17 protein-coding genes are annotated in these 16,028 nt (G+C 46.6%); 6 read left to right on the top strand and 11 right to left on the bottom strand.

The window, feature by feature from the left end; all coding sequences use genetic code 11:
- Nucleotides 1-56: 56 nt before the first annotated feature.
- Nucleotides 57-1,406, bottom strand: a complete 1,350-nt coding sequence (glvA, locus tag ABZM97_RS04545) for a maltose-6'-phosphate glucosidase (protein WP_202328277.1) — start codon at nucleotides 1,404-1,406, stop codon at nucleotides 57-59.
- 335 nt (nucleotides 1,407-1,741) lie between these two features.
- Here glvA and ABZM97_RS04540 point away from each other — a divergent pair, with 335 nt between their 5' ends.
- From ABZM97_RS04540 to ABZM97_RS04515, 6 genes are read left to right on the top strand one after another with little or no spacing between them, the layout of a single operon-like run.
- Entirely contained in the window at nucleotides 1,742-2,056 is a 315-nt protein-coding gene (locus ABZM97_RS04540) for a WXG100 family type VII secretion target (protein ID WP_087992581.1), read from the top strand.
- A gap of 5 nt (nucleotides 2,057-2,061) precedes the next feature.
- Nucleotides 2,062-3,285: a hypothetical protein gene (locus ABZM97_RS04535; protein ID WP_202328278.1), complete on the top strand. Its 1,224-nt coding sequence runs from the start codon at nucleotides 2,062-2,064 to the stop codon at nucleotides 3,283-3,285.
- Between the two features lie 11 nt (nucleotides 3,286-3,296).
- Nucleotides 3,297-4,070, top strand: coding sequence for a hypothetical protein (locus ABZM97_RS04530; RefSeq protein ID WP_087992579.1), 774 nt, complete (start codon nucleotides 3,297-3,299; stop codon nucleotides 4,068-4,070).
- A gap of 29 nt (nucleotides 4,071-4,099) precedes the next feature.
- Nucleotides 4,100-4,657, top strand: a complete 558-nt coding sequence (locus ABZM97_RS04525; RefSeq protein ID WP_087992578.1) for a YfjD family protein — start codon at nucleotides 4,100-4,102, stop codon at nucleotides 4,655-4,657.
- 10 nt (nucleotides 4,658-4,667) lie between these two features.
- Nucleotides 4,668-5,210, top strand: a complete 543-nt coding sequence (locus ABZM97_RS04520) for a YfjD family protein (protein WP_367387276.1) — start codon at nucleotides 4,668-4,670, stop codon at nucleotides 5,208-5,210.
- Between the two features lie 49 nt (nucleotides 5,211-5,259).
- Nucleotides 5,260-5,589, top strand: coding sequence for a YnfA family protein (locus tag ABZM97_RS04515; protein ID WP_087992577.1), 330 nt, complete (start codon nucleotides 5,260-5,262; stop codon nucleotides 5,587-5,589).
- Between the two features lie 35 nt (nucleotides 5,590-5,624).
- On the opposite strand, the gene ABZM97_RS04510 is transcribed toward ABZM97_RS04515, so the two are convergent.
- The 10 genes from ABZM97_RS04510 to ABZM97_RS04465 form a co-directional block, all read right to left on the bottom strand.
- Nucleotides 5,625-5,804, bottom strand: coding sequence for a small acid-soluble spore protein H (locus ABZM97_RS04510; RefSeq protein ID WP_087992576.1), 180 nt, complete (start codon nucleotides 5,802-5,804; stop codon nucleotides 5,625-5,627).
- 52 nt (nucleotides 5,805-5,856) lie between these two features.
- Entirely contained in the window at nucleotides 5,857-7,674 is a 1,818-nt protein-coding gene (locus ABZM97_RS04505; protein WP_087992575.1) for a sigma-54-dependent Fis family transcriptional regulator, read from the bottom strand.
- A gap of 116 nt (nucleotides 7,675-7,790) precedes the next feature.
- Nucleotides 7,791-9,167 (bottom strand): acetoin dehydrogenase complex dihydrolipoyl dehydrogenase, encoded by a 1,377-nt coding sequence (gene acoL / locus ABZM97_RS04500; protein ID WP_202328279.1) that lies wholly within the window; start codon nucleotides 9,165-9,167, stop codon nucleotides 7,791-7,793.
- Between the two features lie 20 nt (nucleotides 9,168-9,187).
- The gene (locus ABZM97_RS04495) at nucleotides 9,188-10,384 is read right to left on the bottom strand and encodes a dihydrolipoamide acetyltransferase family protein (protein WP_367387275.1); all 1,197 of its coding nucleotides are present in this window, start codon (nucleotides 10,382-10,384) and stop codon (nucleotides 9,188-9,190) included.
- 14 nt (nucleotides 10,385-10,398) lie between these two features.
- Nucleotides 10,399-11,427: an acetoin:2,6-dichlorophenolindophenol oxidoreductase subunit beta gene (gene acoB / locus ABZM97_RS04490; protein WP_367387274.1), complete on the bottom strand. Its 1,029-nt coding sequence runs from the start codon at nucleotides 11,425-11,427 to the stop codon at nucleotides 10,399-10,401.
- A gap of 1 nt (nucleotide 11,428) precedes the next feature.
- Nucleotides 11,429-12,430 carry an acetoin:2,6-dichlorophenolindophenol oxidoreductase subunit alpha gene (acoA, locus tag ABZM97_RS04485; RefSeq protein ID WP_087992571.1) on the bottom strand — a complete coding sequence of 334 codons (1,002 nt, stop codon included), beginning with the start codon at nucleotides 12,428-12,430 and terminating at the stop codon, nucleotides 11,429-11,431.
- 228 nt (nucleotides 12,431-12,658) lie between these two features.
- Entirely contained in the window at nucleotides 12,659-13,348 is a 690-nt protein-coding gene (locus ABZM97_RS04480) for a hypothetical protein (RefSeq protein WP_253268946.1), read from the bottom strand.
- Between the two features lie 28 nt (nucleotides 13,349-13,376).
- Nucleotides 13,377-13,829, bottom strand: a complete 453-nt coding sequence (locus ABZM97_RS04475; protein WP_367387273.1) for a DUF6884 domain-containing protein — start codon at nucleotides 13,827-13,829, stop codon at nucleotides 13,377-13,379.
- Between the two features lie 81 nt (nucleotides 13,830-13,910).
- Entirely contained in the window at nucleotides 13,911-14,468 is a 558-nt protein-coding gene (locus tag ABZM97_RS04470) for a GNAT family N-acetyltransferase (RefSeq protein WP_367387482.1), read from the bottom strand.
- Between the two features lie 260 nt (nucleotides 14,469-14,728).
- Nucleotides 14,729-15,709: a tRNA dihydrouridine synthase gene (locus tag ABZM97_RS04465; RefSeq protein ID WP_367387481.1), complete on the bottom strand. Its 981-nt coding sequence runs from the start codon at nucleotides 15,707-15,709 to the stop codon at nucleotides 14,729-14,731.
- Nucleotides 15,710-16,028 lie beyond the last annotated feature (319 nt).

The raw sequence follows: 16,028 nt of genomic DNA, 5'->3' as shown, positions 1-16,028 counted from the left end.
CCCCCATTTTCTTTCTATTATATACAATTACAGATTCGAAAATGGGGGAATTTCAGTTATGAAATGCGGGTTGGGCTTTGATCAAGCTGTGGCCAATAGTCTTTGTTGGCCTCTATTAAATCCTCGAGAATGAGCCTTGCCACACGCGTGTTCGGCACTGTTTTTGACAGAATCAGCGCTTGCCAGAGCTTTTGGAACGATTTCTCTGCCCACGCTTCAACAGTCAGTTTTTCAACCGATACCTGTTGCTCCATCAGCCCCTTTTGGAATTGCGGAATGGTGCCGACTGTGATCGGTTCAGGCCCATTAGAGCCGACGATACATGGCACCTCGACCATCGCAGTCGGGTCAAAGTTCGCAATCGCGCCGTTGTTTTCAACGATCAACAGCATTCTTTCACCTGTGTTGTAGGCAATTGCCCGGGCCAGATCAACGATATATGATGCGTGATCATCTATTTTGATTTCGCTGTTTTCCGAGGACTGCTCGCGTGTGATCATGTCACATTGACTGAAAATGAAGGCTTCGCGCCCTTCCATCACTTCGTTTGCCCGCGTATGATTCGGATTTGATTTTTTCACCATATCATCCGGGAACAAATAATATTGCAAATACGTATTCGGCAGTGTGTCAGGATCTGCGGCCTGTACGTCACGCGCTTTGGCGAACGTATCATTCCAGCTCGCCTCTACAGCTTCAGCATCCGTCTTCGGAATATACCCGTATTGAGATACATGCTCCTTCAGCTTCGGCATTAAATCGTTGCCCTCTTGATCATGAATCGATGTCCACCAGCCGAAATGATTTAAACCGTAATAGCGGACCTTCATGTCTTTTCTTGAGGACAGGCCGAGAATGTGCGCCATCCGGTCTTCGATTCCGACCGGCATATCACAGATATTAAGAATTTTCGAATTCGGTCTGAGGCGTCTCGTAGCTTCGGCTACAATCGCCGCCGGGTTGGAGTAATTAAGCATCCATGCATCAGGCGAGTATGTTTCCATGTAATCTACTATTTCAAGCACGCCGCCGATCGAACGCATGCCGTATGCGATACCGCCCGGCCCGCACGTCTCCTGGCCGACAACTCCGTACTTCAGCGGAATTTGCTCATCGAGCGCACGCATCGCGTATTTCCCTACCCTAATGTGCGCCATGACAAAATCGACATCTGTAAAAGCTTCTTCCGGGTCAGTCGTCGCTGTAAATTCAATGTCCGGCGCTTTTTCTCTAATAAAAACATCACAGGCGCCCGCAATGCGATCCTGTCTTTCCTTATCATTATCATACAGCTTGAGCTTTCTGATCGGAAACTCCTCCAAATGATCTAAGAGCATCAGAACGATCCCTGGAGTGAAAGTGCTTCCTCCGCCCGCTATTACGATTGAGAATGATTTTTTCTTCATATGACGACCTCCTTGATAACGTTTACATTTTTATTTATACCATGGGAGAGCCCGTCCCGTAACACGTTTGGGCCACTTAGATCATTTAATCAACTTTAGTGTTTTTTCTCATAGAGCGGGAAATTTCTCATTTACCTTGCGTCTGAGAGATTTGGTTTTTTTACCTTTTTTGTAATCTTAAAGTCTCACCAACTGTGAAATTTAAGTGAATATACACCCTTCCAGTTCTTATGAAAAGGTTCTTTTGTACGATTCGGATACATGCCGAATTATTTATAATCATTTATAGAAAACATCCATTTGTGCGTGATTTTAGGAAAGGCAGGGGACAAAAGTTGGACTCATATAAAGTCATTGAGCTGGCAAACAAGTACAGTGCGGCCGCGGAAGAGGTCAGAAGCTCCAAAATGCTCCTTGAATCCCGGTTATCTGCATTAGGGGATGCTTGGCAGGGGAAAGCAAGAGATTCGTTCGACCAGGATTTCGAGGAAACGAAAGCGGCCTACGATCAATTCGAACTGGAACTGCTTGAAACAAGCCAAGAACTTAAAGCAGCCGCCGTCAAAATAGAAGAACGAAAAGCAGAGATTGCCAGAATGGAAGAAATGGAACGTAAAGCCAGAGAGGAAAGACATAAACTCAGGGGGTGAACAGTGTGTCAGGAAACATTGCAGTTGATCCGGATAAGCTCGAACAGCTGGCAAATGATGTTGTCACTGAATTAACCGATATGGAAAACAAATATAAGGACCTGCATGTGGAGCTGGGGCAGATGATTTTGCAATGCGATCCCCGCTACAGCAGCTGTTTTTCCGGAGTCGGCGATGCGTGGAGTTCAGGAAAAGCGCTTGTCACCAAGCTGAGTGACAATGACATTTTCATCAGGAAAACGGGCGATAAATTTGTTGAACAGGATGATATGTTACGAAAGCTTTATCATGCTTATGACAAATATGGGACAATGACAAGCTTAACCGCTCTTATGCTGACGCAGGGAAAATACTACGGGCTCGGGCTTACGAAATTCGAAAAACAGCCAAGCGGATTACATACCGCCCGTCATTCCAAGCTTCTCTTGGATATTTCCGGAGCCGTCGACAGGTCACGTTATCAAAAAGCCGCCAGAGTGCTTTTGAATCCTAAATATTTGTTTAAAAAGACAAACCGGCCATTTTCAGATTTGGTACATAAAAAGTTTACAAAGTACTTCCCTCAGGATACGGTGGATTTTTCAAACAGTGTCAGAAGCTACACAAGAGGATTTCTTAATGAAGCCGGCGTACGCTCGACTTTGAAGGATGTCGGAAAAACAGGCTTGAAGTTCGCCAAAGGAAATGCCATTACCGCCACACTGATCACCGGAGCGACTGAAACGTTCGGAGCAGGCTTGAAAATTGCTGAAAATTACGCGAAATACCAAGACAAACCGGACGTTCTCAAGCGTGAAAACGCCAAGGCTGTCGGGAATGCTGTGAATAACACCGTATTTATTGCCGGTGGAGCGACAGCAGGCGCTGTCATCGGCGGTGCGCTCGGAAGCTTTGCAGGACCTGTGGGTACTGTTCTTCTTGGGGCAGCCGGTGCATATGTTGGCGGAGTCGTCGGAGAACAAATCGCCAAATATACAGCCGGTTTCGCAGAAAAAGCAGCCTTAACGCTGAAGGAACCCATTCATGCTGTCGTTGATAAAGCCAAAAAAGGGCTGGAATCGGCCGGTAAAGTCGTCAAATCCGTGAATGACGGCATAGATGCTGCGAATGAAACGATACATAAAGGGATAGACAGCGCGAAAAAAGGCATGGAAAAAGCAAAGAAAACAGCGGATTCGCTTATACATGGCGCAACCCATTTCCTTAAAGGGAAATTTTCATTTGGATAGGAGAATAATCAATGAAGCAGTTTACAATCAGCATAGAAGAGCTTTTATTTTGTTTTTACAGTGAAGGTTTTTTTGAACAAGGCATGGCCTTGAAGCAAGCCTATTTTCCGGAGATAGAAGATGAACAGCTGGGCGCTTTATTTGAAGCTGCATGCCGTTCACTCTTAGCTAAGGATGCGGCGGAATATCGGAATCATCAATATCGGCTGAAGGACGAGTATTGTCCGTTTATCCATGTATTAAACGACGCTGACTATACAGTGAAGCTTTCTAAATTTGACGGACAAGGCGCCGAACTGAATGTTTCCTGCCATGTATCAAAGTTCGGTACCTACTCTCACGAACTCCTTTTTGACGAACAAGTGCATCGCATCACAAAAATGGAATCAAGTGAAGGACTAATTGATAAGACTGATGAGTTTTTACGTATAATAGATACAGAGGATAAAAGAGACTCGATTGTGTCATTGACATCAAATGAATTTGAAAAACTCTTGGAGGGCGCTTCGGACAACCCTTCATACCTAAAAGAATTCCTTGAAAAACATGACCACCAAGAGGACGTTACCCGATTTGTAAATGATCTGGCTTTACGAAAAGGGAAAATGGATACACTGATGCGCCTGGCGTATGACAAAGATAACGCTCCTGAAGTAGCTGACATGGCATTTGTTCTGCCCGGAACCCGTCATACTTGGCTTGTTACAGGCATCACCCAGAATGAATTTTCTGTCCTCCCTGCTCATAAGGATGTTGTAAATCAAATCATTTCAAAAAGTGAATAAGAATCTGAATGGACAAAAGGAGAAAAGCATTGAAAAACCAAGAAATTGTTGAAGTCAAAAGCAGAATGTTCCTAAGAATATGGGCTTTTGTCGGATCTGCCGGTATGGGATTAGCATGTTTGTGGCTCTTTTATATGGGTATTACCTTTCAAACGAAATATTACCTTTTAGCCATTCCTGCCGGCTTTCTGTTCACCTTGTTTTGTTTATATTTATTTATCATCTTCTTTCCGGCGTTCACCCCGCGGGGAAATACCATCTTCCGCATCAAAACAGGAAAAGATGGAGAGTTGTTCACTGACAAAGTGTCTGTGAAATTTATCGATATAAAGAAAATTGAGATGAGCCGGCATAAATCTAGCCTAAAAGGGCTTTTTCAGGAAGATGTAATGATTCGGACTGTTGACCGGAAAACTATTCGCATTCCCACTTGGAACATTGTTCCGAACCCTCTGTTTTTTGAAGCGGTTGAACGCTATATCCTCCCCCATCTGAATGAAGAGGCGAAAAGCAACTGGATCAGCCAGTTTACGGAGATTCAGAGAAACGCGTATTTGAAGGAATTTGAGGATCATCCGAAGCTTTAGGAGCAGTACATTGATTGAAGTAAAAAGCATGATGTTTCTAAGAGCTTGGCTGTTCCTCGCCACAGGGGGCGCCTTTATTGCGGGAGTGTGGCTGGTGTCTGAAGCACTCACATTTGAATCTAAGTATGCCCTGCTTTATTTGGGCGGAGGATTAATGGCGATTGTTTATGGATTAATCACATTTTTTATGGCTTTTCCGGCGTTCACAAGCCGGGGAAATATTATTTTCAGCGTAAAGACAGGTCCTGATGGCGAGATTTTCTCGCGAAATCGCAGTGCGCGTTTTTCAGAAATCAAACAGATTTATATGGGACGGCATCATAACAGTTTGAAAGGGATCTTTTTTGAGGATATCATCATCGAGAAAACAGATGGCAAGGCCGTTCGCATCCCTACCTGGAACATTATCGCGAACCCTCTGTTTTTTGAAACGGTTGAACGCTATATCCTCCCCCATCTGAATGAAGAGGCGAAAAGCAACTGGATCAGCCAGTTTACGGAGATTCAGAGAAACGCTTATTTGAAGGAATTTGAGGATCATCCGAATCTTTAACAGCATTCCTCCTTTATAATGAAAGAGAAAAGCAAGTTGAGGAGTGCGCGTGATGCTGATGACCATTCTTTTATTTCTCGCGGCGGGGCTTGCCGAAATTGGCGGCGGGTATTTGGTTTGGCTGTGGCTGAGAGAGGCAAAGCCAGTCGGCTACGGGATCGCCGGAGCGCTGATCCTGATTGTCTACGGCATTCTTCCAACGTTTCAGTCCTTCCCTTCCTTCGGCCGTGTATACGCCGCTTATGGCGGAGTATTCATCGTGCTTGCGGTCCTGTGGGGATGGCTTGTCGACCGGAAAACACCTGATCTGTATGACTGGGTCGGCGCATTGATTTGTCTCCTCGGCGTCTGTGTCATTTTATTTGCGCCGCGCGGATAACAAAATGGCCTGCTTATGAAGCGGGCCATTTTTGTTTAATCCTCTTTTAAGTTGGTCAGCTGCACTTCATGCTCCTCTTGCGGTTCATCAAGCGGATAAATTCTCGCTGTTCCGTCTTCTTCATTCACGTGCTGAATGTAAATAGGAACTCCGTTATATGTTACTTTCTTCATGTCGGGAGATTCTACAATTTCTTTCGCCCTTTGAATATTCATTCTAACACCCTCCTTCATACATAACGTTTCCATTTCTTGAAAGAAGTATGCTTTATGATTCAGCGGCCAAGTTGAATTTTTTCAGCCGTTTGTAGAAAGTGCTTCGGGGGATCCCGCTGATTTTGGCGGCTTGAGAGACGTTACCTTTTGCGGATTCAAGCGCTTTGATCATCATATCTTTTTGGATTTGCTCACGAAGGGTCAGCGCGCCGGCCGCATCCGGCTTTTTTTCTGCCGGGCTGATCGGCAGTCCGGCAGCTTCCAGTAAAGCGGTGAGCGGCTCATCCTTCAGCCGGCCGTCCGGAAATCTGATGGAAAGACGTTCAAACACATTAAACAGCTCGCGAATATTCCCCGGCCACCTCCATTGTTTCAGCACATCCAACAAAGCAAGGGGAAGTTCGCCAGGCCAATGATTTTTCTGTTTGTAGTACTGAAAGAGGTCCGGAATATCTTCGGGGCGGTCGCGTAAAGGAGGAAGATCGATTGGATAGACATGAAGGCGGTAAAACAAGTCCTCTCTGATTATCCCGCTTTCAGCAAGCTCGCGCAAATCACAATGTGTGGCGGCAATGACTCTAATATCAACCGGAATTTCTTTCGCTCCGCCGACCGGCGTAATCTTGCGTTCCTGAAGCACCCTTAAAAGCGCAACCTGCATTGAATGGGAGATTTCTCCGATCTCATCTAAAAATAAGGTCCCATGATTCGCTTTTTGAAAGGCGCCTTTGTAGCCGTTTCGTTTCGCTCCCGTAAAAGCGCCCTCCGCATAGCCGAAAAGCTCGCTTTCAATCAAGTCAGACGGGATCGCTCCGCAATTGACAGCAACAAACGGGCCGTGCCGCCGCTCGCTGTTCTCATGAAGCGCGCGTGCCGCGACTTCCTTCCCCGTACCCGTTTCGCCCGACAGACAGACCGTTGCATCCGCCGCAGCCGCTCGTTCAAGGTTCTTCAGCATTCCTTGCGATCGGCCGCTTTGCCCGATAACTCCATTGAAACGAAATGCCGGCTTTTTCTTTTGTTCCGAGAGATAAAAACACATGCCTCCATCTCCCATGGTGACTGCTTTTTCGATTGAAAAGCCCCGTTCTTTCAACTCATACAGGTGTCGGCCCTGCCAATCCGGTATTGAGGTTCGAATCGGCATGCTCGCGCTGATAATGTGCTGTTTGGTATTGCAGAGAACCATTGGCACACGGGATGCAGCCCTATCTCCAAAACGGCTGATCAGCTCCAGCTCTTTCTCGCGGCTTTTAGCTGCCAGTTCCCGTTCCGCGGCATAAGCGATCGCAGTGGCTATACCGAGCATGTGGGGATGCGCGCCTGCCGTTGGACACGATATGTCAATCACACCCGCAAGGCTGCCATCCTCATGGTGAATCGGAGCGGCTGAACAATTCCAGTGATGGGAAGCGATGGAGTAATGTTCTGATCCTTGTATCGCAACCGGCTCAATCACGTGGAGCGCCGTGCCAATCGCATTTGTTCCGACAGCCGTTTCCGTCCAGCACGCGCCCTTGACGAAGTTGATGCGTTTGGCTTCATAGAGCGCGCGGGGATGGCCGTCGAGTGACTGAACAACACCCTCTGAATCAATTAACAGCGCCATCATTTCCATTTCTTTTATGGCAGGCAGCAGTTTTTCGAGGTAAGGCTGTGCGGTCTTCAGGAAAAATGAATGCTTTTTTGACTGCTGATCCAGCTCCGTTTGCTGTAAAACCTTTGGGCCTTTTTCTAAATATGGGTTGACCTCAGCTTTTTTGCAGCGATGCCATGACTCGGCGATCCGTTTTCTTAACCGTGCTTCATCAAGTACACCGTCTTTCACAAAACGTTTCCAGGTTTGCAAATCGTTTGGGATCGAATTCATTTCCTTGATCGCTCCTCCCTTACACGCCGTTTTCATCTATTGTAGGGGAAAAATTAAGCGCTTTCAACAATAAAAAAGCAGGCGCCTTGTATCCCCCGCGCCTGCTTTTTTCCGTGTTATGCATGCACTGCAAGCCCAATTGTGCTTAACAGCGCCTCGTGTAATGTTTCCGACAGTGTCGGATGGGCGGCGATAAAATGCTCCGCCATATCAGTGGTCATCTCACCATTCATGATCGCAGCCGCCTGGCCGATGAGCTCGGTGACATCAGGACCAATCATCGAGACACCGACGATTTCGCCGAATTCAGGTTCCGCCACGATTTTGACCTTTCCTTCCGCTTGCTGTTTAATGAGCGCTTTGCCGTTTGCGGAAAAAGGAAATTCACCAATCTTCACATCCCCGTATTCGCTTCTTGCCTGTTGTTCTGTCATTCCGATACACGCGATTTCCGGTGATGTGTAAATGCAGCGGGGCACATGTTTCTCATTGATTTGGACATCCCTGCCGGAAGCATGAGAAGCAGCGATGATGCCCTCATGGAAAGCCGCATGCGCCAGCTGAATGCCTCCAATTGCGTCTCCGCACGCATAAATATGAGGCACGTTCGTCTGCATGTGCCCGTTCACCGGAATGCCTTTTGGAGAAAAATCTACTCCGGCCTGCTCCAGCTGCAATCCGTCAAGACGGGGTTTTCTGCCGATCGCCACCAGTACATAATCGGCCTTCGTTTTAAACTCTCGCTGCCCGCTTTTCCATATTGCCGTTTTGGCCGCTTGATCCACCCGCTCTAACCTGGATGCAGTGTGCACTTCAACACCGTCTTTTTCGAGCTTCTCCTGAAAGAGACGGGCAATATCTTCATCCTCAGCCGGGATCAGCTGGCCGGCTGTTTCAATGATGGTCACCTTCGATCCCAGTCTGGCAAACAGCCCGGCATACTCGCAGCCGATAACACCGCCGCCGACAATGACAAGTGAAGACGGAATCTCAGATAGAGAAAGCGCGTCCTTGCTGTCGATAATCCATTCGCCGTCAAACGGGGCGAATGGCAGCGCAATTGGCTCTGATCCCGATGCAATCAATACTTGGTCCGCCTCTCTGATTTCTTTTCCGTTCTCTCTTTCGATCAAGAGCTTTCTGTCAGAAAGAAAGGAGGCCGTCCCCTTCACAACCTGTATTTGATTTTTCTTCATCAAGTATTGAACGCCTTGGACAAGCTGACTGACAACCTGTTGTTTTCGGTTCTGCATTTTGCTCCAATCAACCGATATCGCACCGGGCGGAAGTTCGATTCCAAAGTGGCCGGCATGCTTGATTTTATCAAGAACGTTTGCGTTTTCTAATAAAGACTTTGTCGGGATGCAGCCTTCATTCAGGCAGGTTCCCCCAAGCGGGCCTTTGTCAATCAGCAGCACGGTTCTGCCCTGCTGTGCCGCGGAGACTGCAGCCGCATAGCCTGCAGGTCCGCCGCCGATAATGGCTAGTGTCATGTCGTTTTCACCTGCTTTTCCTATAAAATTAATGCTGCCGGTTCTTCCAGATATCTTTTAATCGCCTTCAGAAATGCAGCGGCAGGGGCGCCGTCACAGGCTCTGTGATCAAATGTCAGGCTAAGCGGCAGGATCTTGCTTCTCACAATCTCTTCCCCTTGATACACGGGCGTGTCATAGCTTGCTCCGATGCCGAGAATGCCTGTTTCCGGCGGATTTAATATCGGTGTGAAATGCTCGATTCCGAAAGCGCCAAGGTTTGTAATGGAGAAGGTTGAGCCTTGCAGTTCTTCGCTTCCCGCACGTCCCTCGCGCGCTTTTTTGGCATGTTCTGAGATGGATTGGGCCAGTTCAACCAGCGATTGCTTTTCAGCGTGGCGAATCACAGGCACAACTAATCCATTTTCCAAGGCCACAGCCATTCCGAGGTGCACATAAGGATGGGTGATGATGCGCTCATTTTGATAAAAACTGTTCAGCATAGGATGAGCTTGCAGGGCGAGAACGGCGGCTCTCGACACAAAATGAGTCATCGTCAGCTTTGTGCCGTACCTCTCTTCCGCTGTTGGAGAAAGCTGTTTTTGAAGGGCTGCCAGCTTGGTGATATCAGCCTTCATCGTAATCGTCAGCTGCGCGCTGTTTGCCAGGCTTTCCTGCATTCGGGCCGCGATGACTTTTCTCATCCCTGTCACCGGCGTTTCTTGCGCCTTCTGCTCAGAAACCGGCTCTGGCCGATCTTTTTTCTGTTCAGCAAGCGCCTTTGTTACGTCGTCTTTTACGATTCGCCCGCCTGGCCCTGTGCCTTTCAGCTGTTGCAGGTCTAATCCCGCTTTTTCCGCTATTTTTCTGGCGACTGGAGATATTTTGATTCGTTCTTTTTTCGCGGCTACGGGTTTGTTTTCTTGTTTTTCGGGCTGGACGGCTAGCGGTTCGTTATCTTCTGCAACAGGTGCTTTCGCCTCTTCCGGCACCGATTCATTGGCGTCCCCGATGTAGCAGATCGCTGTGCCGGGCGGAACCTCTTCACCCTCTTTTACTTTGATATCGATCAGCGTTCCTTTTTCAGGCGCCTCAACATCCATTTCAATTTTCTCCGATTGAATGCTGGCAATGCTTTCTCCTTTTTCAACCGGATCGCCTACTTTTTTATTCCATATCGATACTTCCCCTTGTTTCATGGCCATTCCCAATTTTGGCATCACTACTTTTACCGCCATTTGTGTCCCCCCCATTAATTCATTGCCGGCTCGCCAAACAATTCTAGCGTGACGCTGACAATTTGATCTGCTGTCGGCAAATATTGATCTTCAAGCACTGGTGAAAACGGCACCGGTGTATGCGGCGCTGTAATTCGTTTAATCGGCGCATCAAGCAAGTCAAAGCCCTTGTCGGCGACAATCGCAGCAATATCCGTGGCAATGCTGCAGCGCGGATTGGCTTCGTCAATGATGATCAGCCGGTTTGTTTTTTCCAACGATGTGAAAATCGCTTCCTCATCCAGAGGAGACAGACTGCGGGGATCAAGCACCTCGGCTTCGATGCCTTTCTCTGAAAGCTGTGCAGCCGCTTCAAGTGCGGTATTGACCTGCTTGCCGACCGCAAACAGCGTGATATCGCCGCCTTCACGTTTGATGTCCGCCTTTCCGAGCGGGATTGTATAATAATCTTCCGGCACCTCGCCCTTCATGTTGTAGGACGTTTTGTCTTCAAAAAAGAACACCGGATCATTGTCTTCGATTGCTGCAAGCAGCAGTCCTTTAGCGTCATACGGATTGGACGGAACAACCGTCTTCAGTCCCGGAATGCTGGTGAAAAGGCCATACAGCGCCTGTGAATGCTGGGCAGCGGCCCGGAACCCCGCTCCATATGTGGTGCGGACGGTAATCGGCACTTGCGCTTTTCCGCCGAACATATAGCGGAATTTCGCGCCTTGGTTGATGACCTGGTCAAAGCACGTGCCGATAAAATCATTAAACATCAGCTCGGCAATCGGTCTCAACCCGGTTGATGCCGCAGCCATAGCCGCACCCATGTAGCCCGCCTCAGAAATCGGTGTGTCCAGCACTCTTGTGCGCCCGAATTCCTGTACGAGCCCCTTTGTGACCCCTAATACACCGCCCCAAGCTTCATCATCCTGCAAATGATCGACCGCCGCTCCCCCGGCGACATCCTCGCCGATCAAAAGCACATTTTCGTCTCTTCTCATCGCAAGCTTCATTGCTTCATTGATCGCGTCTGACATGCTTATGACTCTCGCCATCTCACATTCCCCCTTTTTCATATGACACGTAGACGTCTGTCAGCAGTTCTGATTCTTTTGGATAAGGACTGTCTTCACTGAACGAGACGGCTTTTTCAATTGATTCATTGACACGCTCTTCAATGTCTGACAGTTTATTGGCATCAGTTTCTTTTAAAAGGTAGTTTTTAAAGCCTTGAATGGCATCCTTTTCTTCAAGATGCTCAGCTCTTTCATTCTTCGTTTTATACGTTTGGGCATCCCCTTCGAAATGGCCGTAATTTCTGTAGGTCATACATTCAATCAAAGACGGGCCTCCGCCGTTTCTTGCTCTTTCTATCGCTTCCTCGGCTGCCTGGTAAACTGCTAAAATATCTTTTCCGTCCACCGTGACCCCAGGCATATTATAGGCAGCCGCCCGATCAGCGATTGAATCGCAGGCCGACGCGTATTCAAATGGGGTGGCTTCGCCGTAGCCGTTGTTTTCATTGATAAACACGACAGGAAGGTTCCATACTGCCGCTAAGTTCAGCCCTTCATGGAAGGTGCCTTGGTTGTTTGCTCCGTCTCCGAAAAAGCAAACGCTTACATTTTTAGTCTGTTTATATTTAGCGGTGAGCGCTGATCCGCATGCGAGCGTAAATCCGCCCCCGACGATTCCATTTGCCCCTAACATGCCTTTATCGAGATCCGCAATGTGCATAGAACCGCCCTTGCCTTTGCACAGTCCGGTCGCTTTCCCGAAAATTTCCGCCATCATGCCGTCCAGATCACAGCCTTTGGCGATACAATGTCCATGTCCCCTGTGCGTGCTTGTAATGCTGTCGCCATTATCTAAATGAGCGCACACGCCTACCGCTACCGCTTCTTCACCGGCATACAAATGGACGAATCCGGGAAGCACTCCCTGTGCGAACAGTTCATGCACTTTGTCTTCAAAGCCCCTGATTTCCAGCATCTTTTGGTACATCCACAACGCTTTCTCCTCAGTTAATGACAAGCCTTCACGTTTTAACAATTCCATTTTGTGCGCCTCCTTCTATTTAGGGTTCACATTTATCAATGCAAGAAGTGTGCCAGTCTTTGATGCCCGTAAAATCAGTCTTTTCATTTTTACACTAGAGACAGTTTGAGACAGGTGTCTCATTTTGTCTCGATCTGATCCATTTGTCTCGTTTTATGGCATGCAAAAAAGACCGGGCATCACCCAGTCTTTGACAATGATCGACGTATTTATTTCCTCGAAAATCTTTTAACTCCCTAATTCCTCTGCATCGTTTGGCTGAATGGCTGTTTTCGGAAGAAAATCAATTGAATATTTGACATATCCGAAACCGCCGTCCCCGTCCTTCTGCATACAGTCTACCGTGCCGTTTGAGTATGTATATCCCTTTTCATTAAGTGTTTTTCTTACTGTTTCCGCCATCTTTGCGGCTTCTGTTTTTGATAACCCGCTCGCGTCTAACTGAATCGCCATGTTCATAGGCGCTTTTTCAGCCAGCTGTTTGTTCCATTTTGTATCTAATGTGAACTGGCCGTTTTCAATGATCAAAGCAGCGTCAGCTTTTATGATTTGCGGCACCTCTTTTTGCAGATCTGCTTTGATTTCCTTCGATGCTTCTTCATTTAAGTGTTTTGCTACTGATTCGGTATACGCTTCTTCAATTCCATCGCACGTGACTTTCGGATGGAGAAATCCCTTCGTACACATTGGATAGCGATGAGATTGGATGTTTGCTTGGAATACATATTCAGTGGTTTTAGCGCTATATACCCCATTCGTGATGTTAATTTCTTTTTTAGGATAGGTCTGTTTCACATATGATGTGAGTTTTTGCTCTGCGGCATTTTTCGAAAAAGGATCACCGAATAAAACATGATAGATATACAAGCCACATCCAAATACAGCAATGGCAAGGAAGCCGAACACAATTCTTTTCATTTTCACACTCTTTTCCGAAAATATACTTTTACAGTTCATGCTTTTCTTCAGCCGCTCTGTTCAGTGCCTGAAGCATGTAGCCAATGCCTTTGTACGGTGATAGCGGCCAGCTGATGTGCTGGTGTTCACTGATGACGGCGTTAAGGACACTGCGATATTTTTTCCCGCCGAGCATGACGACCTCTTCTTTTTCGAAAAAGCCCTTTTCGCGAAATTGGCGGCTCAGCTCCTCCGCTGTCATGATCTCCGGATGACCGGTTCCAAAAGCCACATCGTAATTTTCGGGTACGATATCATCTGGGCGAAGGAATCCGTGCTTTGCAGACAAAATGACCCACTCGTCAAAAAACGCTTTTGCATACCGCTCGCACGCTTGATGAAACGGGCTGAGATAAGCGTCTTCCGCCCTTGTTGGACCCGCGTCAAACCGGACGTCCCATATTTTTTTCTTGCCGCAGGGGATGATGCATAGTCGTTTCATTTTTCTCTTCCCCCTGTTTCATTTTTCATATCCCGGGCAGTTAGTTCCTCACATTATTGTGAAAGAGGCATTAGTTAAAATTCATTTTCCCAAACCAGATGTAAAATCTTCTTTGATCATTGAATACATATATAAATCTTCAAATTTACCACAAGCAAATTCATAATGTCTCAGCAAGCCCTCTCTGCTAAAACCTTGTTTTTCCACTAGTTTTATCGATGAAATATTAGAAGGTTCAATAAGAGCTTCAATTCTTTCCAGCTGCAAGTGGTTATATCCATATTTGACAACAGCCTCTAGTGCTTCACTGACGATTCCTTTTCGCCAGTAATCTTTGCTTAATTCATACCCAACTTCAGCTCGATAATGTTTTGCAAGTCTATTAAGAAATCCACAGGTTCCTATTACGATGCCAGAATCTTTAAGTGTAATGCCCCATCTGATACCTGTACCTTTTTCATATATGGATTTATACCACCTAATCTCTTCCCAAACATCACTAGTTGTTTCAAAGGGTTCTAACCCCATCGGCTTAACAACATCTTGATCTGAAAGATATGTTAGCATATCTTTGGCATCTTCAACGTTTACTTCTCTTAACAATAATTTTTTTGTTTCAATTATAGGAAATTCTTTCACCATAAACTCCCCTTCTTTGTATCCGCACCATCTCCTGTTATTACCATGTATTTTATCTGATCCTTTTAGATAAAAAAAGATAGCAAGGACAATTATCCCTGCTATCTTGATTCTTATCATACTTCAACAGCTTCTCGGCAGAATGTCTTCCCGCATGTCAAATTTTTCAAATGATGACAATTGGCAGGAATAATCGGGTTAATACCGCTTCCACCAGTTTAACGTCCACTTCGCTTTACCCTGGAATTGGGATCCTTCTGCTATTGCTCCGCCCCATTAAGATACTTTCTCTCAAATTCATCGAGCAATGCACGCACTTCGTCTGTTGACTTTGTGTTCATACATTGGTTTCTTAATTCACTTGCCCCGCGGAATCCACGAAGATATATCTTGAAAAAGCGAGGAAGCGGTTTATATGCTCGAGCTTCTGTTTTTGAATATTCATCATGGAGATCCAGATGCAGTCTCAAAAGATCCATCAATTCCTTACTGCTATGCTCTTTCGGCTCTTTTTCAAAAGCAAAAGGATTTGTAAAAATACCGCGTCCAATCATTATCCCGTCAACGCCGTATTGTTCAGCAAGTTTCAAGCCAGTTTCACGGTCAGGAATATCTCCATTGATCGTCAAAAGTGTATCTGGTGCCACCTCGTCACGAAGTTTCTTAATTTCCGGAATCAGTTCCCAATGCGCATCTACTTTGCTCATTTCCGCTCTTGTACGCAAATGGATGGAAAGATTCGCAATGTCTTGCGTCAGTACGTGTGTCAGCCAGTCTCGCCATTCGTCCACATCCGTGTAACCAAGCCTTGTCTTCACACTCACAGGCAATCCTCCTGCTTTTGCTGCTTGTATTAATTCTGCTGCAACTTCAGGACGGCAAATAAGGCCGCTTCCCTTTCCATTCCCCGTCACATTAGGTACAGGACAGCCCATATTGATATCTAGACCCTTAAACCCTAATTTTGCCATGCCAATACTCATTTGCCGGAAGTTTTCAGGCTTATCTCCCCATATATGCGCCACCATTGGCTGTTCATCCTCAGTAAAGGTCAAACGGCCTCGTACACTATCCTTTCCATCTGGATGACAATAGCTCTCCGAGTTTGTAAACTCCGTAAAGAACACATCAGGTCTGCCTGCTTCACTCACGACATGGCGAAAAACAACATCCGTCACATCTTCCATTGGTGCCAGCACAAAAAATGGTCGTGGCAATTCACGCCAGAAATTATCTATCATAACAAATTCAAATCCTTTCATTATGGATATCAGGCCAAACGTAATTAAGCAAAAATGTTCTTTTACACTTATAGCATGCTGAAGCGCTTCTTATCAAACGATAGTAAAGTTTGAACATTTAAACCTTTACTCATAACACATAAATAGCGATAAAGTACACCGATCACAGGGTTAGGCACATGACCCGGGTTTCTGCTCTATGGCTCTGACATTATTCTTATCAATAGCTGGGGGCTTATCACATATTGTTTCTTTGGCCCTAGTTACATAAAAGACAGCAGGGCAACGCTGGCGCATGAAAAAGACCCGGAAATCGGCA

It is taken from the genome of Bacillus vallismortis, from assembly GCF_040784915.1.
Lineage (GTDB): Bacteria > Bacillota > Bacilli > Bacillales > Bacillaceae > Bacillus > Bacillus subtilis_G.
This window is presented reverse-complemented; position numbering and strand designations above follow the sequence as displayed.

Coding starts and splice junctions, on each gene's coding strand:
- ABZM97_RS04505 (WP_087992575.1), bottom strand. CDS start 7,674: ATGAATTCGATCCCAAACGATTTGCAAACCTGGAAACGTTTTGTGAAA.
- ABZM97_RS04495 (WP_367387275.1), bottom strand. CDS start 10,384: ATGGCGGTAAAAGTAGTGATGCCAAAATTGGGAATGGCCATGAAACAA.
- acoA (WP_087992571.1), bottom strand. CDS start 12,430: ATGGAATTGTTAAAACGTGAAGGCTTGTCATTAACTGAGGAGAAAGCG.
- ABZM97_RS04510 (WP_087992576.1), bottom strand. CDS start 5,804: ATGAATATTCAAAGGGCGAAAGAAATTGTAGAATCTCCCGACATGAAG.
- ABZM97_RS04480 (WP_253268946.1), bottom strand. CDS start 13,348: ATGAAAAGAATTGTGTTCGGCTTCCTTGCCATTGCTGTATTTGGATGT.
- acoL (WP_202328279.1), bottom strand. CDS start 9,167: ATGACACTAGCCATTATCGGCGGCGGACCTGCAGGCTATGCGGCTGCA.
- ABZM97_RS04465 (WP_367387481.1), bottom strand. CDS start 15,709: ATGATAGATAATTTCTGGCGTGAATTGCCACGACCATTTTTTGTGCTG.
- glvA (WP_202328277.1), bottom strand. CDS start 1,406: ATGAAGAAAAAATCATTCTCAATCGTAATAGCGGGCGGAGGAAGCACT.
- ABZM97_RS04530 (WP_087992579.1), top strand. CDS start 3,297: ATGAAGCAGTTTACAATCAGCATAGAAGAGCTTTTATTTTGTTTTTAC.
- acoB (WP_367387274.1), bottom strand. CDS start 11,427: ATGGCGAGAGTCATAAGCATGTCAGACGCGATCAATGAAGCAATGAAG.
- ABZM97_RS04475 (WP_367387273.1), bottom strand. CDS start 13,829: ATGAAACGACTATGCATCATCCCCTGCGGCAAGAAAAAAATATGGGAC.